This is a genomic window from Ruegeria sp. E1 (assembly GCF_056534225.1).
The window spans coordinates 168,575-191,324 of record NZ_JBQFPE010000004.1; the positions used below are offsets into that span (position 1 = coordinate 168,575).

Annotated in this window: 22 protein-coding genes; 8 read left to right on the forward strand and 14 right to left on the reverse strand. The window is 56.9% G+C overall.

Annotation, left to right across the window (positions count from 1 at the left end; genetic code table 11):
* Positions 1-73: 73 nt before the first annotated feature.
* The 7 genes from ACR0FG_RS06365 to ACR0FG_RS06395 all read right to left on the reverse strand — a co-directional run bounded on the left by ACR0FG_RS06365 (position 74) and on the right by ACR0FG_RS06395 (position 8,170).
* Positions 74-646, reverse strand: a complete 573-nt coding sequence (locus ACR0FG_RS06365; protein ID WP_480891203.1) for a holin family protein — start codon at positions 644-646, stop codon at positions 74-76.
* A complete protein-coding gene (locus ACR0FG_RS06370) occupies positions 637-1,248 on the reverse strand; it encodes a holin-associated N-acetylmuramidase (protein WP_480891204.1) in 612 nt (203 codons plus the stop codon). The genes ACR0FG_RS06365 and ACR0FG_RS06370 overlap by 10 nt, the downstream gene beginning before the upstream one ends.
* A 149-nt stretch (positions 1,249-1,397) precedes the next feature.
* Complete coding sequence (gene ccmE, locus ACR0FG_RS06375) at positions 1,398-1,844, reverse strand: cytochrome c maturation protein CcmE (protein WP_170711430.1); 447 nt, start codon at positions 1,842-1,844, stop codon at positions 1,398-1,400.
* Positions 1,845-1,851: 7 nt separating this feature from the next.
* Complete coding sequence (gene argC, locus ACR0FG_RS06380; RefSeq protein ID WP_480891207.1) at positions 1,852-2,880, reverse strand: N-acetyl-gamma-glutamyl-phosphate reductase; 1,029 nt, start codon at positions 2,878-2,880, stop codon at positions 1,852-1,854.
* Positions 2,881-2,974: 94 nt separating this feature from the next.
* Positions 2,975-3,784, reverse strand: coding sequence for an aspartate/glutamate racemase family protein (locus ACR0FG_RS06385; protein ID WP_170711428.1), 810 nt, complete (start codon positions 3,782-3,784; stop codon positions 2,975-2,977).
* 8 nt (positions 3,785-3,792) lie between these two features.
* Positions 3,793-4,671 (reverse strand): lysophospholipid acyltransferase family protein, encoded by an 879-nt coding sequence (locus ACR0FG_RS06390; RefSeq protein WP_480891210.1) that lies wholly within the window; start codon positions 4,669-4,671, stop codon positions 3,793-3,795.
* A gap of 79 nt (positions 4,672-4,750) precedes the next feature.
* Positions 4,751-8,170: an indolepyruvate ferredoxin oxidoreductase family protein gene (locus ACR0FG_RS06395; RefSeq protein ID WP_480891212.1), complete on the reverse strand. Its 3,420-nt coding sequence runs from the start codon at positions 8,168-8,170 to the stop codon at positions 4,751-4,753.
* Positions 8,171-8,339: 169 nt separating this feature from the next.
* Between ACR0FG_RS06395 and ACR0FG_RS06400 the strand changes: the two genes are divergently transcribed.
* The 5 genes from ACR0FG_RS06400 (at position 8,340) to grxD (ending at position 15,032) form a co-directional block, all read left to right on the forward strand.
* The gene (locus tag ACR0FG_RS06400) at positions 8,340-9,248 is read left to right on the forward strand and encodes a LysR family transcriptional regulator (RefSeq protein WP_170711425.1); all 909 of its coding nucleotides are present in this window, start codon (positions 8,340-8,342) and stop codon (positions 9,246-9,248) included.
* A gap of 279 nt (positions 9,249-9,527) precedes the next feature.
* Positions 9,528-11,786 carry a mechanosensitive ion channel family protein gene (locus ACR0FG_RS06405; protein WP_480891214.1) on the forward strand — a complete coding sequence of 753 codons (2,259 nt, stop codon included), beginning with the start codon at positions 9,528-9,530 and terminating at the stop codon, positions 11,784-11,786.
* Positions 11,787-11,940: 154 nt separating this feature from the next.
* Positions 11,941-14,100: a phosphoribosylformylglycinamidine synthase subunit PurL gene (purL, locus tag ACR0FG_RS06410; protein WP_480891216.1), complete on the forward strand. Its 2,160-nt coding sequence runs from the start codon at positions 11,941-11,943 to the stop codon at positions 14,098-14,100.
* A 150-nt stretch (positions 14,101-14,250) separates the two neighbouring features.
* Positions 14,251-14,487: a BolA/IbaG family iron-sulfur metabolism protein gene (locus ACR0FG_RS06415; protein ID WP_170711422.1), complete on the forward strand. Its 237-nt coding sequence runs from the start codon at positions 14,251-14,253 to the stop codon at positions 14,485-14,487.
* Positions 14,488-14,669: 182 nt separating this feature from the next.
* The gene (grxD, locus tag ACR0FG_RS06420) at positions 14,670-15,032 is read left to right on the forward strand and encodes a Grx4 family monothiol glutaredoxin (protein ID WP_170711420.1); all 363 of its coding nucleotides are present in this window, start codon (positions 14,670-14,672) and stop codon (positions 15,030-15,032) included.
* 10 nt (positions 15,033-15,042) lie between these two features.
* Here the strand turns inward: grxD and ACR0FG_RS06425 are convergent, their stop codons facing one another.
* The 3 genes from ACR0FG_RS06425 to ACR0FG_RS06435 are packed head-to-tail and all read right to left on the reverse strand — an operon-like array spanning position 15,043 to position 16,642.
* Complete coding sequence (locus tag ACR0FG_RS06425) at positions 15,043-15,393, reverse strand: MliC family protein (RefSeq protein ID WP_170711419.1); 351 nt, start codon at positions 15,391-15,393, stop codon at positions 15,043-15,045.
* Positions 15,390-15,785, reverse strand: coding sequence for a cell division protein ZapA (locus ACR0FG_RS06430; RefSeq protein WP_170711418.1), 396 nt, complete (start codon positions 15,783-15,785; stop codon positions 15,390-15,392). Before ACR0FG_RS06430 ends, ACR0FG_RS06425 begins: the two co-directional genes overlap by 4 nt.
* Complete coding sequence (locus ACR0FG_RS06435; protein WP_480891220.1) at positions 15,785-16,642, reverse strand: hypothetical protein; 858 nt, start codon at positions 16,640-16,642, stop codon at positions 15,785-15,787. Before ACR0FG_RS06435 ends, ACR0FG_RS06430 begins: the two co-directional genes overlap by 1 nt.
* 235 nt (positions 16,643-16,877) lie before the next feature.
* Here ACR0FG_RS06435 and tkt point away from each other — a divergent pair, with 235 nt between their 5' ends.
* Complete coding sequence (tkt, locus tag ACR0FG_RS06440) at positions 16,878-18,902, forward strand: transketolase (RefSeq protein ID WP_480891221.1); 2,025 nt, start codon at positions 16,878-16,880, stop codon at positions 18,900-18,902.
* A gap of 45 nt (positions 18,903-18,947) precedes the next feature.
* Here the strand turns inward: tkt and ACR0FG_RS06445 are convergent, their stop codons facing one another.
* Complete coding sequence (locus ACR0FG_RS06445) at positions 18,948-19,346, reverse strand: hypothetical protein (RefSeq protein WP_480891224.1); 399 nt, start codon at positions 19,344-19,346, stop codon at positions 18,948-18,950.
* 1 nt (position 19,347) lies between these two features.
* Positions 19,348-20,307, reverse strand: coding sequence for a DUF808 domain-containing protein (locus tag ACR0FG_RS06450; protein WP_170711414.1), 960 nt, complete (start codon positions 20,305-20,307; stop codon positions 19,348-19,350).
* A 181-nt stretch (positions 20,308-20,488) separates the two neighbouring features.
* Here ACR0FG_RS06450 and gap point away from each other — a divergent pair, with 181 nt between their 5' ends.
* Together gap and ACR0FG_RS06460 are read left to right on the forward strand one after the other, a co-directional pair.
* Positions 20,489-21,490 (forward strand): type I glyceraldehyde-3-phosphate dehydrogenase, encoded by a 1,002-nt coding sequence (gap, locus tag ACR0FG_RS06455; protein ID WP_480891226.1) that lies wholly within the window; start codon positions 20,489-20,491, stop codon positions 21,488-21,490.
* Between the two features lie 72 nt (positions 21,491-21,562).
* Positions 21,563-21,706: a hypothetical protein gene (locus tag ACR0FG_RS06460; protein ID WP_480891228.1), complete on the forward strand. Its 144-nt coding sequence runs from the start codon at positions 21,563-21,565 to the stop codon at positions 21,704-21,706.
* A 4-nt stretch (positions 21,707-21,710) separates the two neighbouring features.
* On the opposite strand, the gene coaD is transcribed toward ACR0FG_RS06460, so the two are convergent.
* Together coaD and ACR0FG_RS06470 are read right to left on the reverse strand one after the other, a co-directional pair.
* Positions 21,711-22,202 (reverse strand): pantetheine-phosphate adenylyltransferase, encoded by a 492-nt coding sequence (gene coaD, locus ACR0FG_RS06465; RefSeq protein ID WP_170711412.1) that lies wholly within the window; start codon positions 22,200-22,202, stop codon positions 21,711-21,713.
* Between the two features lie 85 nt (positions 22,203-22,287).
* A complete protein-coding gene (locus ACR0FG_RS06470) occupies positions 22,288-22,725 on the reverse strand; it encodes a CBS domain-containing protein (protein WP_480891231.1) in 438 nt (145 codons plus the stop codon).
* Between the last annotated feature and the right edge of the window lie 25 nt (positions 22,726-22,750).

Genomic DNA, 22,750 nt, shown 5'->3' on the forward strand with positions numbered 1-22,750 from the left:
TTCCGGAATATACCGCCCACGCCTGACCAGCGCCATTCACATTCGCCCGCGCGCCGCGAACATAGTGTCGCGGTCAGGCGCGGCGTAAACGCTTCCAGTCTTCCAATGCAGGGTTCATATCCACATCTCCTTCAACCGCGTCACTCGTCTGAGTAGCGTCAGCGACGCGCGGACTGTTGCCCCGCAATTGCGCAAGCGCCTCAAGGTTGGAATGAACTGCAGGCACATGCAGTAAAGTCGAACCGATTTCACGCTGAAAATCCTGCGCCTTGGCCTGATGCCGTGCGCCGAAATAGAAAGACACAATCACACCCAGCAACCACCATAACGGTTCGGGTACCAGAGCGATTCCTTGCATCCGCGCGGCAAACCACAACGGGTCGATCATCGCCGCCACAAACAATGCCAGCGTTCCCAGGGCAAGCGCCGGGCGCGGCAGACGGTTTAACCCGTCTACAAATCGATCAAACACGCCTTTGCGGGGTGACCGAAATTCGGCGGCATACTGCGTCATCGCCTGGTCCCGCAACGTTACCTCCCGCTCAGCTGCCTTATCGGCGTTTTCGCGAAATACCTCAGCCGTTTCGCGGACAACATTGCGACCACCGCCGAACAACATCTCAAAAAGCCCCGATATCAGCCCCATGACGCGACTCTCATATCAAATTCTGCCGTATTCAGATGGTATTTAGGCGAAAGAAACTCTTCCGCGCGCCGTATCCAGCCGCCTTTGCCACCTGCCCGCGTCCGCGCAAATTTCCGCAGCGGTTCCCGCCTGTCAGCCAGCGCGAAATAATAGTTACGTCGCGCGATCCCATAGGCATCCCTAAGCAACATGGGCTCTGGCCTAGCCGCGTCATGCGCTGCTGTCTCGGTCTTGGGACCAATCGCACCGTCAACCGCTATGTCGAACCCCATCTCGCGCAGCAGACGCTGAAGCGTTTTCACCGCCTGCGCCCCCGCATTGACGTACATGTCAAACAGCGACGGCTGCAAAACCTTGGGCACCCTGCCTATCCCCGGTTTTTCATAATAATGGGTCACGAAAATCCTGACCGCCTGAGACCTGCTCAATGCATTGACATCAGCCCGATCCACCACGCCATCCCCGGTCAGATCCAGACCCAATCGGCGCATTGTGTGAATTGTAACGCCAAACTTAGTCGCTCCACCCGGATCATCGGGATCATCCACAAACCCTCCTTCGCGCGCCACTATTTCTCGTGCAATCTGCTGTACCGTCTTCATCGCATTCCCCATAGCTCAACCACCGGAACCGTCGGGAAAACCCATTAAATTGACGCAAACAAAAAGGGCGCTGCCTGCCGCAACAGCGCAACACCCTCGATTCTTTTGTTTAAAAATACCTCCGCCGGAGGCACGCAGCGCAGCTGCGTTCAGCCCTCACCCGGTTCCTGGTAAACGCCTTGTTCCTTGAGCGCGTCCACGACCTCTTTCGGCATATAGGTCTCGTCATGCTTCGCCAGAATTTCAGTGGCTTCAAACACACCATTCACATAGCTGCCAGTGCCGACCATACCCTGGTTTTCAGCGAACAGATCCGGCAGCACACCCTTGAATGACACCGCGACACTCTCGCCGCCATCCGTGACAACAAATCGCACCGTCTCGCCCTGTCCGCGTACGATAGAACCCTCTTCGACCAGCCCGCCTATACGGAACACTTCGGATGGTTTCGGTGGCTCGGCAATCACCTGACTGGGTGAGCGGAAAAAGTTGATGCCGTCCTTCATGGCATACCCGATCAAAACCGTCGAAAGCACCAACGCAACGACAGCAAGGGCTATTACTTGAATACGACGGCGTTTCTTGAGCGTTTTCATCGCGTCCTCACGGGAACAATGGGGCCATCATCAGGCCAGTGGTTTCAGGTTCACCTAACATCAGGTTGGCGTTCTGCAAGGCTTGTCCGCTGCTACCTTTTGTCAGGTTATCCAGGGCGGCCACAACAATAGCGCGGCGCTCGATCCGATCTCCGGCAACGCCGATATGGCAGAAATTCGACCCCCGCACATGATGGGTAGACGGCGTTTCGCCAAAGGGTAAAACTTCGATAAAGGGTTCGGCTTCGTAAGCCGATACAAGCGTTTCATAAACGCTCTGCGGATCACCCTTCACATAGGACGTGGCCAGAATCCCCCGGTTTGCGGGGATCAGATGAGGTGTAAACTGCACATGCACCGTACGTCCTGCGAGTTTTGAGAACTCCTGATCGAACTCACCCAAATGCCGGTGGGTGCCGCCAACCGCATAAGCGTTCGCACCTTCGCTAAGTTCTGCATGAAGCAGGTTTTCCTTGAGCGACCGCCCGGCTCCGGACACCGCGCATTTCAGGTCCAGAATGATATCGTCCAGATCGATCACACCAGCGGCGATCAGAGGCCGCAGCACATATTGCCCGGTCGCCGCGTTGCATCCCGTGCCAGCAACCAGCCGCGCGCCACGGATTTCATCCCGGTAGAACTCAGTCAGCCCGTAAACCGCTTCGTCCTGATGCGCGAGCGCAGAATGCGGGTTACCGTACCACTTTTCATACTCCTGGGGATCGCTCAGCCGGAAATCGGCAGACAGATCAATGATCTTCAGTGTGTTGGGCAGGTCACGAATAACTTCCTGACTGGTTTTATGCGGCAAGGCACAAAAACACAGATCAACCTGTGAGGAATCAATTTCCGAGATTTTGCACAGCTCCGGTAAATCCATGTGCCGCAGATGAGGGAATACCTGCGCCATGGACTGACCTGCCTTACGCTCGGCTGACAGGGCAACGATATCCATGTTCGGATGCTCGGCGATCAGCCGCACCAATTCAGCTCCGGTATAGCCGGATGCGCCCAGAATTGCGATTTTATGGGTCATGTCAGACCTCTTTCAACGATGTGTCACATTTCAAGACCGCCGATGCGACGGTCATGGATTTAGGAAATTGGAACGGGGCCGTCTTTGACTTAGGTCAGGCGGCCGCAAACGAGATTTGTCGTCGCAGAAACTGCGTTGCCCGGTCACTGACAACATCCGATTTGCCGGTTGTCAGATACCCACCTTCGCCATCACCCAGCATATCAGGATGGCGTGCAAGGTAGTCTTTCAGACTTTCCGCAACCAGATCACCCTGGCTATAGACCTTGACCTGCGGGCCAAGCGCCTGCTGAAAGGTCTCGGCCATCAGCGGGTAATGGGTGCAGCCCAGAATGGCGGCCTGAGGCTCGGGCATCTTGCGTTTCAGTGCATCCACGTGCGAGCGAACCAATGCCTCGGCCAGGATCATGTCACCGTCTTCGATGGCGTCAACGACGCCTCCACAAGCCTGTGCCTCGACGTCCACGCCGATGGCACGAAAAGCCAGTTCGCGCTGGAATGCACGGCTGGACACTGTCGCGGGTGTCGCAAACAGCGCAACATGCTGAACCTCGACTTCGCGTGGCGGAGAATTATCACCCCATTGCCGCTCGGTCAGGGCTTCGATCAATGGGACAAAAACACCCAGAACCCGCTTGCCCTCGGGCACACCTTCTTCCTGCATCCGGCGCAGCGCCGCCGCGCTGGCGGTGTTGCAGGCTAGAATCACCAGATTGCATCCCCGCGCCCACAGATCGTTCACAGCACGGCGCGTCAGTTGATAGATGTCGTCGGCATCGCGAACGCCATAGGGCGCATTCGCACTGTCCGCAAAATACAGAAAATCAACGTCGGGCAGACGTTTCTGCGCGGCGTTCAGGACGGTCAGTCCGCCCAATCCGGAATCAAAGATACCTACTGCCATTTGCCCCTTCAGGCGCGATGCCGTTCCTCAAACTCATAGCCGTAGTCATAAGACTTTAGCGGCTTCGGAGACAGCTCATACGTGGCTTTGCGCAGGAAATCCATCATCTTGCGCGTATCTTTGCTAAGCGGGTCCAGAACATCACGCTCGATCGGCTCTCCGATCACCACTCTGACAGGCGTATCGACACGTTGCTTGAACTCTTTGATCAACAAACCCATGCGCAGCGTATTGTGCAGATGACTGGCAATCTGGAACAGGCGCGAGGTGTGCCCGTCGAAGAACACCGGTACTACCGTAGCGTTCGACTTGGCAACCATTCGCGCCGTGAACCCGCGCCAGCCCGGGTCCATCGGGTGCGAAAACGGCCTAGCGGCAGTGCTGACCGTACCGCCGGGGAAAATCCCGATTGCACCTCCATCCTCAAGATAGCCTAGCGCTGTCTTACGGGTTTCGAGGTTCAGCTTCATCGCCTCTTTCGTATCGTCAAACGAGATGGGCAGGATGACCCTGTTGATATCCTCGGCCTTGCGGAACACACGATGGGCCAGGATGCGAAAATCGCCGCGCGTCTGAGACAGGATGTGCCCCATCATCAAACCATCCAGTATCCCATAGGGATGGTTGGCTATCAGGATCAGCGGCCCCTCATTTGGGATGTTGGAAAGCGCACCGCCCACCACATCCAGAGTCAGACCATAACGGTCCACCATAACGTCCCAGAAGTCGCGCCCACCCAGCACGTCCTGCTCGTACCCATCGGCACGCCGGATCAGACGCAGTCGACCAGTGGTGTTTTCCATAAGCCTGATGACCATCTGACCACCCTTTGTGGTGGCCGAATGTGCATAGGATATGTCACGGGCGACGTGACGGCGCGAGGGCATCGTGAACTCCGGATTTACTGCCTGACACCTAATGTCAGGCAGCAATTTTGCCAAGTTAACATGACACGCTTGTGACGTTTCACTCTGCAGCGCTGCGCAGTTCCGGACCACCATCGCGGATCGAAGCCAGCAGTTCTTCGCGCCGTTTCGCGGCTTTGGCCTCATTCTCTTTCAGAACGGGTCCAAATCCGCGGATGTCCAGGGGCAATCGCGCCAAAGCGACGATCGCTTCCCGCGTATCCGGATTCAGTTTCGGCAAAACGGCGTTCATATCCTGTTCATACTGACGGATCAGTGCTCGCTCCATCTTGCGCTCTGCACTGTAACCAAACGGGTCCAGTGACGTTCCGCGCAGGGATTTCAGCCGCGCCAAAAGCTTGAGCGGACCAAGGAACCATTCCCCGAATTGACGCTTGGGCGGTCTGCCGTTCACCTCTTTGCCGCCAAGGGCCGGTGGCGCCAGATGGAATGTCATCCGGAAATCACCGTCAAACTCTGCAGCGGCCTTTTCGCGGGTTCTCAACAGCAGGCGGGCAACCTCATATTCATCCTTGTAGGACAACAGCTTATGATAGCCCCTCGCCACCGCCTCGCGAACCGTTTCGTCCTCAATAGGATCAACCAGCTTGCGATACCGTTTTGCCAGACCCGTTCCTTGATAGTCGGTCAGATGATCAGCGCGAAAGGCGATGATCTGATCAATCGTTCGCGGCAGCTCGGTAACTTTCGGGCGGAGGAGTCCCGAAACCTCATCAGGATATAAAACGGCCCAGCGACCCACCTCAAAAGCCCGCTTGTTGCGCTCGATTGCCGTACCGTTCAGCTCTATCGCCTCAAAGATCGCTTTGTGGCGCACGGGGATCAGACCACGTTGCCATGCGGCCCCGAAGATCATCATGTTAGAGTATATGGAATCTCCCATCACCGCGCGTGCCAAATCGCTGGCGTCAAACAGATCAACGCGATCTTTCAGACGCGCTTGCAGGGCAAGTTCCAACTGATCACTGGGGATCTGAAACTCGGTATCGCGGGTGAAATCGCCGGTCACGATCTCATGAGAATTGACCACCGCGCCTGTCTGGCCCGTCTGGGTAAGCCCCAAGGTCTTGGCCCCGGCCGAAACAACCAGATCGCCCCCGATCAGCGCATGTGCCTCGCCGGTGGCGACGCGGATCGCGCTGATGTCGTCGGGGGTATTTGCCAAACGGCAGTGGATATGCACGGCGCCGCCTTTCTGGGCGAGCCCGGCCATCTCCATCATCCCCGCACCCTTCCCATCAATCTGAGCGGCCTGTGCCAAGACCGCACCGATGGTCACGACACCGGTTCCACCGACACCGGTTATTACAACGTTATGCGTACCATCGATATTAGGCAGCACTGGATCGGGAAGGTCCGGCAGATCGATATCGGTGGTTGCCTCTTTCCGGATCTTCGCACCTTCCAGCGTCACAAAAGATGGGCAGAACCCGCTCAGGCACGAGAAATCCTTGTTGCAACTGGACTGATCTATTGCGCGCTTACGACCCAGTTCGGTTTCCTTTGGAACAATGGACACGCAGTTCGATTGCACCCCGCAATCACCGCACCCTTCGCAAATATCGGCGTTAATGAACACACGCTTATCAGGGTCGGGAAAAGACCCGCGCTTGCGGCGTCTGCGTTTTTCAGCGGCGCAGGTCTGGATGTAGACGATAACCGATACGCCATCTATTTCGCGAAATTTTTCCTGGACGCGCATCAGTTCGGCCCGTTCATGCGTTTCAACACCTGACGGAAGCGCGTTGACGTTCACATCTTCTTTCTCGTCATAGACGACAGCAACATGTTCGACGCCCATCGCTTTGACCTCAGAAACGATACGTTCGGCGCTCAGCCCGCCTTCGTTCCCCTGACCACCGGTCATGGCCACAGCGTCATTGAACAGAATTTTGAACGTAATCGTGGTGCCAGCCGCAAGTGCTGCCCGGATCGCCTGCACGCCTGAATGGTTATAGGTGCCGTCGCCAAGGTTCTGAAATACATGGCTAGTTGTCGAAAACGGCGCCTCGCCGATCCAGTTGGCCCCCTCGCCGCCCATCTGGGTGAAGCCGGTCGTTTCCCGATCCATCCACTGCACCATGTAGTGACAACCAATACCAGCATATGCTCGGCTACCATCCGGCAGTTTGGTAGAACTGTTATGCGGACAGCCCGAGCAGAAATACGGCAATCGAGCCGCGATTTCCTGTGCATTATCCGCTCGGCGCGCCTCGGACAATTTGGCCAGACCGGCACGGACACCATCGGTATCCCGTCCTTCTTCGATCAGGATTTCACCCAGTTTTTCCGCGATCATGATCGGATCAAGCGCATCGCGGGTCGGGAACAGTTCTTCGCGGTGCAGCGTTCCGGCACCCCCTTTGTACCAGCCATAGACGCGACGCCCGCGGCGATCGTCAAAAATGGCCTCCTTGACCTGAACCTCAATCAGCTTGCGCTTTTCCTCGACGATGATGATCAGGTCGAGCCCTTCGGCCCAGTCGTGGAACCCCTTCATATCCAGAGGAAAAGTCTGACCGACCTTGTAGGTCGTAATTCCCAGATGTTCGGCCTCATTCGCGTCGATATTCAAAAGCGACATTGCATGAACCAGATCCAGCCAGTTCTTGCCTGCCGCAACAATCCCAATCTTGGCCCCGGCCTTGCCCCAGACCCGTTTGTCCAGCTTGTTGGCGTGCGAAAATGTTTCCGCCGCAAACCGCTTGTAATCGATCACGCGCGCCTCTTGCAGATGCGGCGTGTCCCCCAACCGGATGTTCAAACCGCCATCTGGCATATCAAACTCGGGCGTCGCCAATTGCACTCGATCGACCGAGCCGTCGACCACGGACGTTACCTCGATGGTGTCTTTCATGGTCTTCAGCCCAACCCAGACTCCTGCAAACCGGCTGAGGGCGAACCCGTAGATGCCGTAGTCGAGGATCTCCTGCACGCCCGCCGGGCTGACGACAGGCATATACATATCCACCAAGGACCATTCGGACTGATGCAGCACGGTCGAACTTTCGCCGGTATGGTCATCACCCATCGCCATAAGCACACCGCCGTGCTTGGCCGTACCCGCCATGTTGGCATGGCGCATGACATCTCCGGATCGGTCAACGCCCGGCCCCTTGCCGTACCACAGGCCAAAAACCCCGTCATATCTGCCGTCACCACGTAACCCGGCCTGCTGGCTGCCCCAAAGGGCCGTAGCAGCCAAATCTTCGTTCAACCCGTATTGAAAGGTCACGTCGGCTTCGACCAACTGCTTCTGCGCGCGGGTCATCTGCTGATCCACCGCACCCAAAGGTGAGCCTCGATAGCCCGTGACCAATCCGGCGGTGTTCAGACCAGCAGCTTTGTCACGCGCTTTCTGCATCAGCATCAAACGCACAAGCGCCTGAGTCCCGTTCATCAGAACCGGGCTTTTAGACAGGTCGAGCCTGTCATTCAGGGAAATTTTCGGCTGACTCATCTGACGTCTCCCCTCGTCGGATTAGTGTGCTTCATTATTCATTATATTAGGTCATAATTGCTGACCTGCATAGGGTTTTTCCCGTACCTGTAACGATTTCCCAGGTTTGAATGTGGAAATTGTTACGTCTTTCATATAGGGCTGCGATTGGATAACGAAAGTTGCGCCGATGGATTGGGACAAGCTTAGAATATTTCATGCCGTGGCGGATGCCGGCAGCCTCACACATGCGGGCGACAAGCTCAATTTGTCTCAATCCGCCGTGAGCCGTCAGATCCGCGCATTGGAAGAATCGCTGGATGCAACGCTGTTTCACCGTCACGCGCGCGGTCTGATTCTCACCGAACAGGGTGAACTTCTGTTCGATGCGACTTCGGCCATGTCCAAGCGACTGGACGCAACCGCCGCCCGTATCCGCGACAGCGAGGATGAAGTCTTTGGTGTTCTACGTGTCACTACCACTTTTGGATTTGGCACCTTGTGGCTGGCCCCGCGTCTACCTAAACTGTACGAGCAATATCCCGATCTGAACATCGACCTGATGCTGGAAGAGCGCGTATTGGACCTGCCGATGCGCGAGGCCGACGTGGCCATTCGCATGAAGGAACCAAGCCAGGCTGATCTGATACGAAAGCGCCTGATGACAGTTCAAATGCAGCTCTATGCGACGCGGCGCTATCTGGACGCGCATGGCGGCCCGCCAGAAACATTGGAAGATATCGCCAAGCACAGGCTGATCTGTCAGACCCCTGCGGCACCGCAGGTCGGGGCCAGCGCCAGCATGGTACGCCAGTTGATGACCCATAACCCCGGCTCTTTGTTGACCGTGAACAACTATTTCGGGGTTCTTCAGGGTGTCCTGCATGATCTGGGGATCGGAGTACTGCCAGACTATGTGACCGAGGATTTCCCCGATCTTGTCGCTGTTCCTGCCGACTTTCAAAGCAACGAAGTACCGGTATACTTGGCCTACCCGGAAGAGTTGCGGCACTCGAAACGCATTTCTGCCTTCCGCGACTTTGTTCAGGATGAGATCATCGCGCATCGTAAGCAGTTGAGACAAATGGGAAAACTATAGCTATGCACAACAGGCATAGCGGACATGATGTAATCTTTAAGAAAACCTCTTGATCGTTAACAAAGTGATCCCTAAATCAGCACTCGAAGGCGGTGATGCTGAAACGCTCATCATCTTCATACCTCCCTGTTGGACTACGGCCGAGCTTAGTGCTCGGCCTTTTTTTTGGATTTTTCCCAATTTCAGCCGCCTAGGGTTGTAAAAGCTCTGGGAAATCGTGTTAGCCAAGCCTATGATCCCGGAAAACAATCAAATTTTTCGTGATCGAGGACGAAATCCATGTTCCACCCATTACGCCTGTTGCTGGCATTGCTATCGGTGTTGCTTCTTTCAGGGCCGCTGACCGCACAAGTCACCGGAACCTCAGGTTCAGCAGCGCCAGCCTCCATTAGCATCCCCGAGGATCTGACGCCCGAACAGGTTGACGATCTGGTCGCGCGGATGTCGGACGATCAGGTCCGTTCGATTCTGCTTGAACGTCTGGATGCGGTTGCTAAGAAAAACGCGGCTGAGGCGGAAGAACGCGAAGACCCGATCACGGAAATCAATGAAATCTGGGCCGAAATGGTGGCGTCCTGGACAGAGGTCATAATGACCTTGCCCAATATCTTCCACGCGCAGGTGGATGCGTTCAAAAGCTTCACTGGAAAGTTCGGAACCAACGGGGCATTTGCCCTGATGGGTCTGGTCCTAAGCGTTCTGGTCGTCGGTTTCATCGCCGAAAAGCTGTTCGAGTTGCTGACCCGCCGCTGGCATGTCCAAAAAGAAGCTGAAGACGAAAACGATCTTTGGGGCGCAGTCCGCTATCTGTTCGGTCGTTTCTGCCGCGAAATCGCCGGGCTTGTTGTCTTTTATGTCGTCATTCGTGCGGTCGGACGCGGCCTGCTGACGACCGAGCAAATCACTTACGCCGCGCCTTTTGTGTTCTATCTGATCTGGATTCCGCGCCTTGGTGCCGCTGCCTCGCGCTTTGTACTGGCGCCTAACAAGCCCCATTATCGTCTGGTCAATGTTGATGACCACTGGGCCAAGTATCTACATCGCAACCTGATCGGTCTGCTGATCCTGATCGGCTTCACCCTGTTCCTGCTGCATTTTAACCGGTTGAACGGCATTACCGGCGGCGAAACACGTATCGGGTTCTGGCTGAATGCTGGCATCCACATCTATATCGGCGTCATCGCTTGGAAAGCACGTGAAGGCCTGTCCCAGATGATGCTGGGCACAGATCCGGATCACACCAAATTCGACGAGGAAGTGGCGCAATATTACCCCTATTTCGCCATCGGCGTGTCGGCTGTGATATGGCTGCTGGTCGAGTTTCTGGTGGCGCAACGCAATCCCTCGACCCTGCGACTGCTGGTTCAGGGGGCGCATTTCACCACCATGTTCTGGCTGCTGATCGCGCCTGCGCTGGACACGTTGATCCGTGGCCTGGTACGCCATCTGCAGCCGCCGATGCAAGGTGTCGGTCCGGTAGCCGAGCGCGCGTACAAGTCAACCAAGCGTAGCTATATCCGCATTGGCCGGGTCATCGCTGGCATTCTGGTGATCCTGATGATCGCCCGCGCCTGGGACCTTGATCTTCAGGAGATCGCCGGTGGTGGAGCGGAATCCGGCAGCAAGCTGATCCAGTTCTTCATCATTGCCGCGATCGGCTATATCATCAACGAAATCGTTTCGTTGTGGATCAACCAGCGTCTGGCCAAGGAACAGACCGGGGCCGAGCAAAGCCCCGATGAAGAAGCTGGAGAAGGTGGCGGTGCAGGCGGGTCGCGCCTGACGACGGTTCTGCCGCTGCTGCGCGTGACCGCTCAGGTCACCATTGCGGTGATCTTTGGCCTGCTGGCCCTTGGAGCCTTGGGCATCAACATCGCCCCGTTGTTGGCGGGTGCCGGTGTTTTGGGTCTGGCCATCGGTTTTGGTGCGCAGAAACTGGTCTCGGACATCGTGGGCGGTATCTTCTTCCTGATCGACGATGCGTTCCGCGTGGGCGAATATGTCGACGTGGGTGGCACCACCGGCACGGTCGAGAAAATCTCAATCCGTTCGATGCAGCTGCGCCACCATCGCGGGCCGGTGCACACCATCCCCTACGGCGAGATTCAGAAGCTGACCAACTACAGCCGCGACTGGGTCATCATGAAGCTCAAATTCACCGTGCCGTTTGATACCGACCCCAACAAGGTCAAGAAGATCTTCAAGAAGATCGGGGCCGAGATGATGGAGGACGAGCTTCACAAGGATGGCTTCCTGCAGCCTTTCAAATCTCAGGGTGTGTTCGACTTTGACGATGTCGGCATGATCATCCGGGGCAAGTTCATGGCCAAACCAGGCAAGCAGTTCACCCTGCGCAAGGAAATCTTCAATCGGGTGAAAGCTTCGTTCAAGGAAAACGGCATCGACTTTGCCCGCCGCGAGGTCCGCGTGGCCATTCCAGGGCTCGAGGACGCCGATCATCTGACCGATGAACAAAAAGCCGCAGCAGCAGGTGCAGCCGCCGCCGATGCGGCCAACAAAGGTCCGGCTCCGGCCTGACCCCTATTTGATGCGCTGATACAAGGGGTCCGGCTTTGGTGCCGGGCCCGTTTTTCTTTGCCCAAACCACCCTGCGGTCACTTGACCCTTTCCACAGACGGCCCCTTGCCCTAAAAGGCGCGCAATCTCGGCCCACTTGGACACAGGACAGAAGATGCAAGAGCCCGCCATCACCCCCGATCTGATCGCCGCACACGGGCTCAAGCCTGACGAATACGATATGATCCTCGAGATCATCGGGCGCGAGCCGACATTCACTGAACTAGGCATCTTCTCGGCAATGTGGAACGAACATTGTTCCTATAAATCCTCCAAGAAATGGCTGCGCACGCTGCCAACGTCCGGCCCTCAGGTCATCTGTGGACCGGGCGAGAATGCGGGTGTGGTCGATATTGGCGATGGTCAAGCGGTGGTCTTCAAGATGGAAAGCCACAACCATCCCTCGTATATCGAACCTTATCAGGGTGCGGCGACCGGTGTGGGCGGCATTCTGCGCGATGTCTTTACTATGGGCGCGCGACCCATCGCGTCGATGAACGCGCTGTCTTTTGGCGAACCCGGCCACCACAAAACCCGTCAGTTAGTGAACGGCGTGGTCGAAGGCATCGGCGGCTATGGCAACTGTTTCGGCGTCCCCTGCGTCGGCGGTGAGGTCCGGTTCCATCCCGCCTATAACGGCAACTGCCTTGTGAACGCATTTGCCGCCGGTCTGGCCGACAGCGACAAGATTTTCTACTCGGCCGCATCGGGCGTTGGGATGCCGGTGGTCTATCTGGGTGCAAAAACCGGCCGTGACGGCGTCGGCGGTGCAACAATGGCCTCGGCCGAATTTGACGATACGATCGAAGAAAAGCGCCCCACCGTTCAGGTCGGTGACCCCTTCACCGAAAAGCGCCTGATGGAAGCAACGTTAGAGCTGATGCAGACCGGCGCAGTTATCTCGATTCAGGACATGGGCGCGGCGGGCCTGACCTGTTCCGCTGTTGAAATGGGCGACAAAGGTGGCCTCGGCGTGCGCCTTGATCTGGAGAACGTCCCTCAGCGCGAAGAGAACATGACGGCCTACGAGATGATGCTGTCTGAATCTCAGGAGCGGATGCTGATGGTCCTCAAGCCCGAGCTTGAAGCTGAAGCCCGCGCCGTGTTCGAGAAATGGGATCTCGATTTCGCCATTGTTGGCGAGACAATCGCCGAAGACCGTTTCCTGATCATGCATAACGGCGAGGTCAAAGCCGATCTGGTCCTGTCAAAGCTGTCCTCGACCGCCCCGGAATATGACCGCCCGTGGGTGGCGACGCCCGACGCGGACGCGCTGACCGAGGTGCCGCAGATCGACCCAATCGACGGCCTGCGCGCCCTGCTCTCTTCGCCCAATTACGCCGGCAAGCAGTGGGTGTATGAGCAATACGACACCATGGTCATGGCTGACAGCGCCCGCACACCAGGTCTGGGTGCTGGTATGGTTCGTGTGCACGGCACCGATAAGGTGCTGGCCTTCACCAGCGATGTCACGCCCCGTTATGTCCGCGCCAATCCGGTTGAGGGCGGCAAACAGGCGGTGGCCGAGGCCTATCGCAACCTGACCGCCGTGGGGGCCACCCCGCTGGCCACCACCGATAACCTGAATTTCGGCAACCCTGAAAAGCCCGAAATTATGGGCCAGTTTGTGGGCGCGATTCAGGGCATCGGGGCTGCCGTTGGCGCGCTGGACATGCCCATCGTGTCCGGAAACGTCTCGCTCTACAATGAAACTGACGGGCAAGCAATCCTGCCGACCCCCACCATCGGCGCGGTTGGGTTACTGAACCACACAGATGAGATCATAGGAAACGAGGTGCGCGAAGGCCACGTGGCGCTGGTCATAGGTGAAACCAAGGGGCATCTGGGCCAATCCGCCTTGCTGGCCGAGGTCTTCAATCGCGAAGAGGGCGATGCCCCATACGTCGATTTGGAGGCTGAAAAGCGCAACGGCGATTTCATCCGCGCCAACCGCGAGATGATAAAAGCCTGTACAGATCTGGGCGACGGCGGCCTTGCGCTGGCTGCCTTTGAACTGGCCGAATCCGCAGGCGTCGGCGTTTGCCTAGACGAAGCACCGACAGAGTTCCTGTTTGGCGAAGATCAGGCCCGGTATCTGGTCGCCTGCAACTTTGACCAGGCCGAGGCGCTGATGATCGCTGCAGGCCAGATCGGCGTTCCGCTGGTATCCGTCGGTCGTTTTACCGGCGACACTGTGAAAATCGGCGGGTCCGAGGCACCTTTGACCGAACTTGCAGAAAGCTTCCGCACCAGCTTTGCCGCGGCAGTAGCCTAAAGGCGCGCGTCCGCGCTTAATCTCGTTCTCAATGTGGCAAAACCCGCTCCCTTTACAGGTGCGGGTTCTGCCATTTGGCGCACCCGACCCATCTTGCACCCTCTCCCACATCGCTCTACATCTTGGGAAAGACTTTCAGGAGTTACCTACATGCCGATGAGCGCCCACGAAATCGAACACCTGCTACGCGACGCCTTTCCCGATGCGGAAATTCAGGTCGGCGGGCATGACGGCGTGCATATGTCCGCCATGGTCGTGGATGAAAGCTTTCGCGGGAAAAACCGGGTGCAACAGCAACGCGCTGTCTATGCGGCCTTGAAAGGCAAGATGGATGGACCAGATGGGGAATTACATGCGCTGGCGCTGACAACGAAAGTGCCGGAATGATAAAATTTCTTTGGGAAGTTCTGAAATCAGCGGGCGGATGGACACCACCCGATCCTGATGAAAAACCACCATTGGGAATGGAAGCAACTGACCTAAATTTGGTGAAAAAAACAAACGACGAAAACGCCTGGCGGCAAGGGATTAATGACCGCCATAGACGTGATCTCTAAAGGAAATGCGAAATGACCGACGTGAAAACCCAGATCGACGAGACCGTCAAAGCCAATGATGTGGTGCTGTATATGAAAGGCACCAAGGAGATGCCTCAATGCGGGTTTTCCAGCCGCGTGGCTGGTGTGCTGAACTATATGGGCGTCGACTATGCCGACGTGAATGTTCTTGCGGACGAAGAAATCCGTCAGGGCATCAAGGACTATTCAGACTGGCCGACCGTCCCGCAACTATACGTCAAGGGTGAGTTTGTCGGCGGCTGTGACATCATTACTGAAATGACCCTGTCGGGCGAGCTGGATACGCTGTTTGATGACAACGGCGTCGGCTACAACAAGGACGCCGCCGACAAGATCCGCGAAGCGAACGCCTGATCAACATCGACTATTTGCTGGTGCAGTCCCCGTACACAAGTTGTTCAGGGGCTGTACTGCCAGTACCCTGATAGGAAATGCTTGCGTCCCACCCTTTTGACCGCAGAGTATAGGTGCCCTCTGAGCCTTCGGATTCATATCGGATACCGGATCCACTGGGGACCTGCCGCATCGCGACAAGCTGACCATCAATCATCATCGCCGCCGCACCGGCCCCATCTGTGGCATTGAAATAGGAAACCGGCACCTGAGTGCCGCCATCGCAGGTGAACGTCACCGACAGTATGTCGATCTCGGCCAAGGCGACAGTTCCGATCGCCGCAAAAGCCACGCTGCCCATGATCGCTCGCACCAGAGTCATCCCCTTGCCTTCTCTTCGATAACTGCGGCCATCGCCTCGGCTCGCGCCGCCATTTCAGCCAGAGTGTCCGTAACCGACGGTGGCACGACAGCAACCTCGATCCGCTCGGGCTCGGGCTGAGGTGCATTGCGCAGCAGGTTCAGTTCAGCTTCGACAGCGGCCAATTTGGCCTCGGCAGCCTGTACCCGGTCTTCCTGACCAGCGGCTTTGTCTGCCAACATCAAGCCCGCCATCAACAGCATCCGCGCTTCGGGCATACGCCCCAATTGATCCGAAAGCACCTGCGCCTCGTCGTCCAGAAGTTTGGCGGCAGCTTGCAAAAATGGTTCTTCCCCATCGCGGCAGGACACGTCAAAGCCACGGCCGCCGATATGAATAGTCACCTCGGGCATTACTCCACCTCTCCTTCCGCCAGGTTGGCTTGTGTCAGCAGCGGCTCAAGCCGGGCCAAAACAGCGCGCGCCTCAGCCGCATCTGACGCGCGCACAGCCCGTGTTGCTTCAAGTTCTGCTGCGGTGGCGCGATTCAACATAGCCGCGTCAGGCAGACCATCCTCGGCAGCAGCGCGCAACTCGTCTACCGCGCCGCGCAATTCTTCATTCGCCTTTCGCAAACGTTGCAGATCGTCATCCAGCCTTGTCATTGCAGCGCCATGGCTTGCACGCTCGGCCCGCAGCATCTCAAGTTCTGCATTCAGATCGCCCAAACGTTCGGTGTCTGCCATCTCGGCTCGCAATTCGGCAAGCTCGCTTTCCAACTCGTCGACCCGATCTGCCATTGGTGTTAGCTGATCGACCTCAATACGCAGAGACTCGGCCTCGGCAGCTGTTTCCTGATATCCACGCAGCCTCTCGATTTCGGCCTTCAGTTCATCGATTTCACTGTTGTTCTCAAGCGCCGCTTTGGCCTCGACCAGATCGGCGCGAGCGGCTTCGACAGCAGCAAGCTTGGTTGCGGCCTCGGCCAGCTGCGCACGCAACTGGTCGGCCTCGCCATCTGGCGATGGCTGGGACCGCAACGCATCAAGCTCGGCGCGCATGGCGTCAATATCCTGATCATGACGATCCTTGAGTGATTTTAAACGCTCTTCCAACTGCGCATTGGCCAAACGCTCTTCAGCCAGTTCGGCGCGCAGGCCTTGATCCCCTGCGCCATCCGGTTGCGCCGCGTTTCCCAGTAACTCAACACTGGACCCGATCCGTTCCATCGCCGCCATGATACGACGCTGCAATTCCTCGATTTGGCTCATGCCCCTGTCACCTCTTAACCAAGGTTCGTCTAGTTGCGCGCCTGACCGAATCACAGACGACGGCTCTCAGCCTTAGTCTAACGGAATGTGGTGGAAAATACCCACTGTTTGCTTTCAACGACTTGGACCGCACTCTTGATGCTGTCCAAGCGCGTTTCTTCCAGTTCCGCTTGCACTTTGAGGGGTGGATGGTATTGAGCCCGCAATCTGCTTGTAATCCAAAGGAACAACGCCCGTGGACCTGACTGCGCTGCGCACTGCAAACCCCGAACACTGGGACAAAGCTGCGGCCATCCGCACCCTGACCCTCGACGCCGTCGCTGCCGCAAATTCCGGCCATTCCGGTATGCCCATGGGCATGGCCGATGTTGCGACCGTACTGTTCGAAAAGCACCTGAAGTTTGACGCCTCGGCCCCCAATTGGCCCGACCGCGACCGGTTCATCCTATCGGCAGGCCACGGTTCGATGCTGATCTATTCGCTGCTTTATCTGACCGGCCACGGCGACGTGACCCTTGAAGAGATCAAGAACTTCCGCCAGTTGGGTGCGAAAACGGCTGGTCACCCGGAAAATTTCCTGGTTGATGGGCTCGAAACCACCACTGGCCCATTGGGGCAAGGTATTTCGAACGCTGTGGGCTTTGCCATGGCCGAAGAAATCCAGCGCGCGCATTACGGCAAGAAAGTCGTCGATCACTATACCTATGTAATCGCGGGCGACGGTTGCCTTATGGAAGGCGTCAGCCAAGAGGCGATCACGCTGGCCGGCCGCCATGAGCTTGGCAAACTGATCGTGTTCTGGGACAACAACAACATCACCATTGACGGCACAGTTGATATGGCTGATCGCACCGATCAGGTGAAACGCTTTGCCGCTTCGGGTTGGCAGGTGATAGATATCGACGGTCACGACCCCGAGGCCATTGATGCAGCGATTACCAAGGCAAAGTCGTCGAAAAAGCCGACCATGATTGCCTGTGAAAGCCACATCGCATTGGGACATGCGGCGCAGGACACCTCCAAAGGGCACGGCGCACTGACCGATCAGGATCAATTGAAGGCGGCCAAAGAAAGTTACGGCTGGCCGCATGACGCGTTTGTCATTCCGGCGGATGTCAAGTCAGCTTGGGAAGCCATCGGTTCGCGTGGCGCTGCCGAACGTGCCGCGTGGGAAGAACGTTTTACCACCCTGTCCGAGCGTAAGCAGGCAGAGTTCAACCGGGCCTACGCGTTTGAAGCCCCCAAGCGTCTGGGCGGTGCCATTCGCGCGTTCAAGAAACAGATGTCCGAGGATCAGCCCAAGCTGGCCACTCGCGCGTCGTCGGAAAAGGTTTTGAACGTCGTTAACCCGATCATGACCGAGACCGTTGGCGGCTCGGCCGACCTGACCGGGTCAAACAACACCAAATCTGCCGATATGGGTGTGTTCCTGCCGGAAAACCGCAAAGGGCGCTACATTCACTACGGCATTCGCGAACACGGCATGGCCGCCGCGATGAACGGCATGGCGCTGCATGGTGGCATCCGCCCCTATGGCGGTACGTTCATGGCCTTCACCGACTATGCGCGCCCGTCGATGCGTCTGGCCGCGCTGATGAAAATCCCGCCGGTCTTCGTGATGACCCACGACTCGATCGGTCTGGGTGAAGATGGCCCGACCCACCAGCCGGTCGAACATCTGGCGATCAGTCGTGCGACGCCGAACACTTATGTGTTCCGCCCCGCCGATACTGTTGAAACCGCAGAAGCATGGGAGCTGGTGCTGACTTTCAAAGACAGCCCCTCGGTCCTGTCGCTGACCCGCCAGGGCGTGCCGACTGTGCGGACCGAGCACAAGGCCAAGAACCTAGTCGCTCAAGGCGCGTATGTTCTGGCCGAAGCCGAAGGCAAACGGCAGGCTATCCTGATCGCCACAGGTTCCGAAGTTTCTTTGGCCATGGAAGCCAAGGCAATGCTCGAAACCGACGGAATCGGTACGCGCGTCGTCTCAATGCCCTGCATGGAGCTGTTCGCGGAGCAAGACGAAGCCTATCGCAAGCGCGTTCTGCCGGGCGGCCCTGTTCGCGTCGGTATCGAAGCCGCAGTTCGTGACGGCGGTTGGGACCGCTGGTTGCTGGGCGAGCGCGGCCGCGAAGCCAAAGCCGGTTTCATCGGAATGTCGAGCTTTGGTGCCTCGGCCCCAGCTGGCGAACTCTACAAACATTTCGGCATCACCGCCGAGGCGACAGTCGCCAAGGTCAAAGAACTGCTGGGGCTGTAATACAGACCCGGCTGATCGAGCAATGGGCGGCTTCGGCCGCCCTTTTCATTTGGATAAGGCTTCAACCTTCGAATTCAGCGCTCGATAGGCTTTTAAAGCGTAATCCAGTCGCAACTCATACCGACCCTGCACAGCAACCCGTTCAGGCGCTTGCAGCCCGATACTCGAAAGAACCTGACGCAGATGGCTACCGGAAAGGGGGATGTACGTCGCCGACTGACCTGTCAAAGCATTATAAAGGCGCCCTCCGACCCAAGCACTTCGCTTTTGCGCCTTCATCGCTGTGTCGAGGCGAAAATGCAGAAAACCCAAAAGTTGCCGTGGATCAAATGGCACTTCGTCTGCAGCGATACTTAATGCTGAAAAAACCGTGGTCGATACCCGCGATCCAGTTTTGCGAATGAGCGGTCCATCGATCACGGTTTCAAGGCGGAAATTCTGCATTCTAGTGGCTTTGACCTTTGTTGAAGATCGGCCCAATCACCTTTGTAGCAACCGGAATCAAAACCAAACCCCAGATCAGACCAAAGATCCCATCCATCGTGGCTTTGGATATCCACTCCACCACACCAACCCATTGCGCCGAAACCATATGCCCAAGCGCATAGGCCCAATCATGGATGTGATGCCCCAACCAGCCGAAGCCCAGAACTTCCAATCCGTGAATAATGATCGACCCTCCGACCCATAGCATCGCAGCCGTGCCCACGATCGACAGCACTTTCATCACAACCGGCATCGCCCGAACAAGCCCCCTGCCCAGTCCGCGTCCCACTGGTGTCGGTGCATTTTTTGCCAGATAAAGCCCCACATCATCCATCTTCACGATCAGAGCTACCGAGCCGTAAACAGCGACTGTCACCCCGATCCCGACAACAGCAAGTGTCGCAGCCTGCATCCACAGATTCGGAGCTTCAATCGCCGCCAGAGCGATCGTCATGATCTCAGCCGACAGGATGAAATCAGTTTTGATCGCACCCTTGACCTTCTGTTCTTCCAGGTGCCCAGGATCCCGGATCTTCATATCTTCATCAATTGCGTGGCTACCGTGCGGAAACAGCACGTGAAATATCTTTTCTGCCCCCTCGAAACACAGATACGAACCGCCCAGCATCAGCAGCGGCGTGATCAGCCATGGCGCGAAATTTGCAAGCAAAAGAGCAACGGGCAATAGCAGGATGATCTTGTTGAAGATCGAGCCTCGCGCGATACGCCAAATGATTGGCAATTCACGTGCCGGTGCAAAACCTTGCACGTATTTAGGCGTCACAGCTGCATCATCAATTATGACGCCTGCGGTCTTGGCCCCTGCTTTTCCTGCGGCGGCGACGACGTCATCGACAGATGAGGCTGCAACCTTGGCGATCCCCGCTACATCGTCCAACAGGGCCAATAGACCGCTCATCGCGCTTCCTTTCGTTTCATTCGCCGCAACTGGACCCTAACTGATCCAACGGCTAGCGCAAGCGTTAGCGCAACCGGATCAGGTTTGCGCTAACACCTTAAAAATATGCCGTTTTTGCCCTTTTGAGATTCCACATTCGCGGCTATATGGCCTGCAACGCAAGCGGATTTGGAGACGTCATATGACCATCAAGGTCGGTATCAATGGTTTTGGCCGTATTGGCCGCTGTACCCTGTCGCACATCGCGGCCTCGGCCCGCAACGACATCGAAGTGATAAAGGTCAACGCGACCGGACCGCTTGAGACTTCGGCGCATCTGCTGAAATATGACAGCATCCACGGACGTTTCCCGCGCGATATCTCGATCAATGGCAACACCATGGATCTCGGCCGCGGCCCGATGGAGATGTTTTCGACCTACGACATGAACGAGTTGGATTGGGACGGTTGCGACGTCGTTCTGGAATGCACCGGCAAGTTCAACGATGGCCTCAAAGCGAAAACTCATCTTGAGCGTGGTGCAGGAAAGGTTCTGCTGTCAGCCCCCGGCAAGAACGTCGACAAAACCATCGTCTTTGGTGTCAACCACAACACCCTGACCGCCAATGACAACATGGTCTCAAACGGCTCCTGCACCACGAACTGCCTGGCTCCGCTTGCCAAAGTTCTGGACGAAGGTGTCGGCATCGAACACGGCATCATGACCACGATCCACGCCTATACCGGCGACCAGCCGACGCTGGACCGCCGTCACAGCGATCTGTACCGCGCCCGTGCTGCTGCCATGTCGATGATCCCGACCTCGACCGGGGCCGCTGCCGCGTTGGGCGAAGTGCTGCCGAACCTCAAAGGCCGTCTGGACGGGTCCGCCATCCGCGTGCCGACCCCGAATGTATCGGCCGTAGATCTGTCGTTCCGCGCATCGCGCGATGTAACCGTCGAAGAAGTGAACGCCATCGTTGAAGAGGCCGCCAAAGGACCGCTGCAGCGCGTTCTTGGCTATGAGCCTGCACCGCTGGTGTCCACCGATTTCAACCACACCGAAGAAAGCTCGATCTTCGCGCCTGACCAGACCCGTGTTGTTGACAACCGCATGGTTCGTGTTCTGGCATGGTACGATAATGAATGGGGTTTCTCGGTCCGCATGGCCGATGTTGCCGTTGCGATGGGTCGTCTTAACTGAGCCTTCGCACACCGCTTGTACACTCATGCCCGCTCAGGTTATCTGGGCGGGCATTTTCGTTCAGGGCAACCGATGACCAATAAAATCGCCATATGGCTTGGGATTCTCATCCTCGGGGGTGTGATGCTGGACGTCGCATTGGTCGGCACCGAACATTTGTTGTTTCTGGGAAAGAAACTCTACGATTTCCTCGATTGGCTGGCCTTCTGGCGCTAAGCTGCTAACCCAGTCTTTCGCGCAGCGCCGTATCGACGCGTGACGTGACAAATTTCGACACATCCCCGTTGAGGCGTGCGATTTCCTTGACCAGTTTCGACGCAATTGCCTGATGTCGCGCCTCGGCCATCAGAAAGACAGTCTCGATCGAATTGTCCAGCGCGCGGTTCATACCAACCATCTGGAATTCATATTCAAAATCCGCAACCGCGCGCAAACCACGCACAATGATCTGAGCACCCACGTCGCGGGCACAATCGATCAGAAGGTTTTCGAACGGATGGGCCACGATCTCGGTACCGGTCTGTTCGGTCAGATGTGCGCATTCGGCCTCGATCATGGCCACGCGCTCTTCAAGCGAAAACAAAGGCCCTTTGTCCCGGTTGATCGCAACACCGATTACCAGCTTGTCCACCAAAGCCGAGGCCCGGCGGATAATATCGATATGACCCAGCGTGATCGGGTCGAAAGTTCCGGGATATAATCCAACGCGCATATGAGGCTCCTGCGCAACAAAATTTCTGCGCAAGCAAACATAACTTCGCTGCAGGCGCAAGAGGCGGTTCGGTCGTGCCCGACCCTTAGTGGCCCATAATCATGCCTTCCAGCGCGTCTTTTTCCATCGCCAGTTCTGTTAGCTGCGCCTTTACCACATCGCCCAAAGTCACGATGCCAACCAGCTTGCCATCTTCCACAATCGGCATGTGGCGAAACCGCCCTTCGGTCATCTGCGACAGAACCGCCTCGACCGAATCCTGACGGGTGGCAGTGACCAGATCGCGGGTCATGTAGGTGCTGACAGGCTTCGAAAGACAGCCACTTCCGCTTTGAGCAAGTTCGCGGACAATGTCACGTTCCGATAGAATGCCCAATGCTGTCTGCCCCCCGTCGTCAGAGACGATGACTGTACCGATCCGCTTTTCGCCGAGTATCTTGGCTGCGTCGGAAACGGTTGCCGTTGGTTCTACCGTCATCACAGTGCCATCGGTCTTGGACTTTAGAATGGCCTGAACAAGCATATAAAAACCTCCGAAAGAACGTACT

Excerpts from the sequence above, each read along its gene's own strand:
- ACR0FG_RS06425 (WP_170711419.1), bottom strand. The coding sequence starts at position 15,393 with ATGACTCTGGTGCGAGCGATCATGGGCAGCGTGGCTTTTGCGGCGATC.
- ACR0FG_RS06430 (WP_170711418.1), bottom strand. The coding sequence starts at position 15,785 with ATGCCCGAGGTGACTATTCATATCGGCGGCCGTGGCTTTGACGTGTCC.
- ccmE (WP_170711430.1), bottom strand. The coding sequence starts at position 1,844 with ATGAAAACGCTCAAGAAACGCCGTCGTATTCAAGTAATAGCCCTTGCT.
- purL (WP_480891216.1), top strand. The coding sequence starts at position 11,941 with ATGCAAGAGCCCGCCATCACCCCCGATCTGATCGCCGCACACGGGCTC.
- grxD (WP_170711420.1), top strand. The coding sequence starts at position 14,670 with ATGACCGACGTGAAAACCCAGATCGACGAGACCGTCAAAGCCAATGAT.
- ACR0FG_RS06400 (WP_170711425.1), top strand. The coding sequence starts at position 8,340 with ATGGATTGGGACAAGCTTAGAATATTTCATGCCGTGGCGGATGCCGGC.
- argC (WP_480891207.1), bottom strand. The coding sequence starts at position 2,880 with ATGACCCATAAAATCGCAATTCTGGGCGCATCCGGCTATACCGGAGCT.
- ACR0FG_RS06395 (WP_480891212.1), bottom strand. The coding sequence starts at position 8,170 with ATGAGTCAGCCGAAAATTTCCCTGAATGACAGGCTCGACCTGTCTAAA.
- ACR0FG_RS06365 (WP_480891203.1), bottom strand. The coding sequence starts at position 646 with ATGGGGCTGATATCGGGGCTTTTTGAGATGTTGTTCGGCGGTGGTCGC.
- ACR0FG_RS06445 (WP_480891224.1), bottom strand. The coding sequence starts at position 19,346 with ATGCAGAATTTCCGCCTTGAAACCGTGATCGATGGACCGCTCATTCGC.
- ACR0FG_RS06415 (WP_170711422.1), top strand. The coding sequence starts at position 14,251 with ATGCCGATGAGCGCCCACGAAATCGAACACCTGCTACGCGACGCCTTT.
- ACR0FG_RS06435 (WP_480891220.1), bottom strand. The coding sequence starts at position 16,642 with ATGAGCCAAATCGAGGAATTGCAGCGTCGTATCATGGCGGCGATGGAA.
- ACR0FG_RS06405 (WP_480891214.1), top strand. The coding sequence starts at position 9,528 with ATGTTCCACCCATTACGCCTGTTGCTGGCATTGCTATCGGTGTTGCTT.
- ACR0FG_RS06450 (WP_170711414.1), bottom strand. The coding sequence starts at position 20,307 with ATGAGCGGTCTATTGGCCCTGTTGGACGATGTAGCGGGGATCGCCAAG.
- ACR0FG_RS06390 (WP_480891210.1), bottom strand. The coding sequence starts at position 4,671 with ATGCCCTCGCGCCGTCACGTCGCCCGTGACATATCCTATGCACATTCG.
- coaD (WP_170711412.1), bottom strand. The coding sequence starts at position 22,202 with ATGCGCGTTGGATTATATCCCGGAACTTTCGACCCGATCACGCTGGGT.
- ACR0FG_RS06370 (WP_480891204.1), bottom strand. The coding sequence starts at position 1,248 with ATGAAGACGGTACAGCAGATTGCACGAGAAATAGTGGCGCGCGAAGGA.
- ACR0FG_RS06460 (WP_480891228.1), top strand. The coding sequence starts at position 21,563 with ATGACCAATAAAATCGCCATATGGCTTGGGATTCTCATCCTCGGGGGT.
- ACR0FG_RS06385 (WP_170711428.1), bottom strand. The coding sequence starts at position 3,784 with ATGGCAGTAGGTATCTTTGATTCCGGATTGGGCGGACTGACCGTCCTG.
- ACR0FG_RS06470 (WP_480891231.1), bottom strand. The coding sequence starts at position 22,725 with ATGCTTGTTCAGGCCATTCTAAAGTCCAAGACCGATGGCACTGTGATG.
- gap (WP_480891226.1), top strand. The coding sequence starts at position 20,489 with ATGACCATCAAGGTCGGTATCAATGGTTTTGGCCGTATTGGCCGCTGT.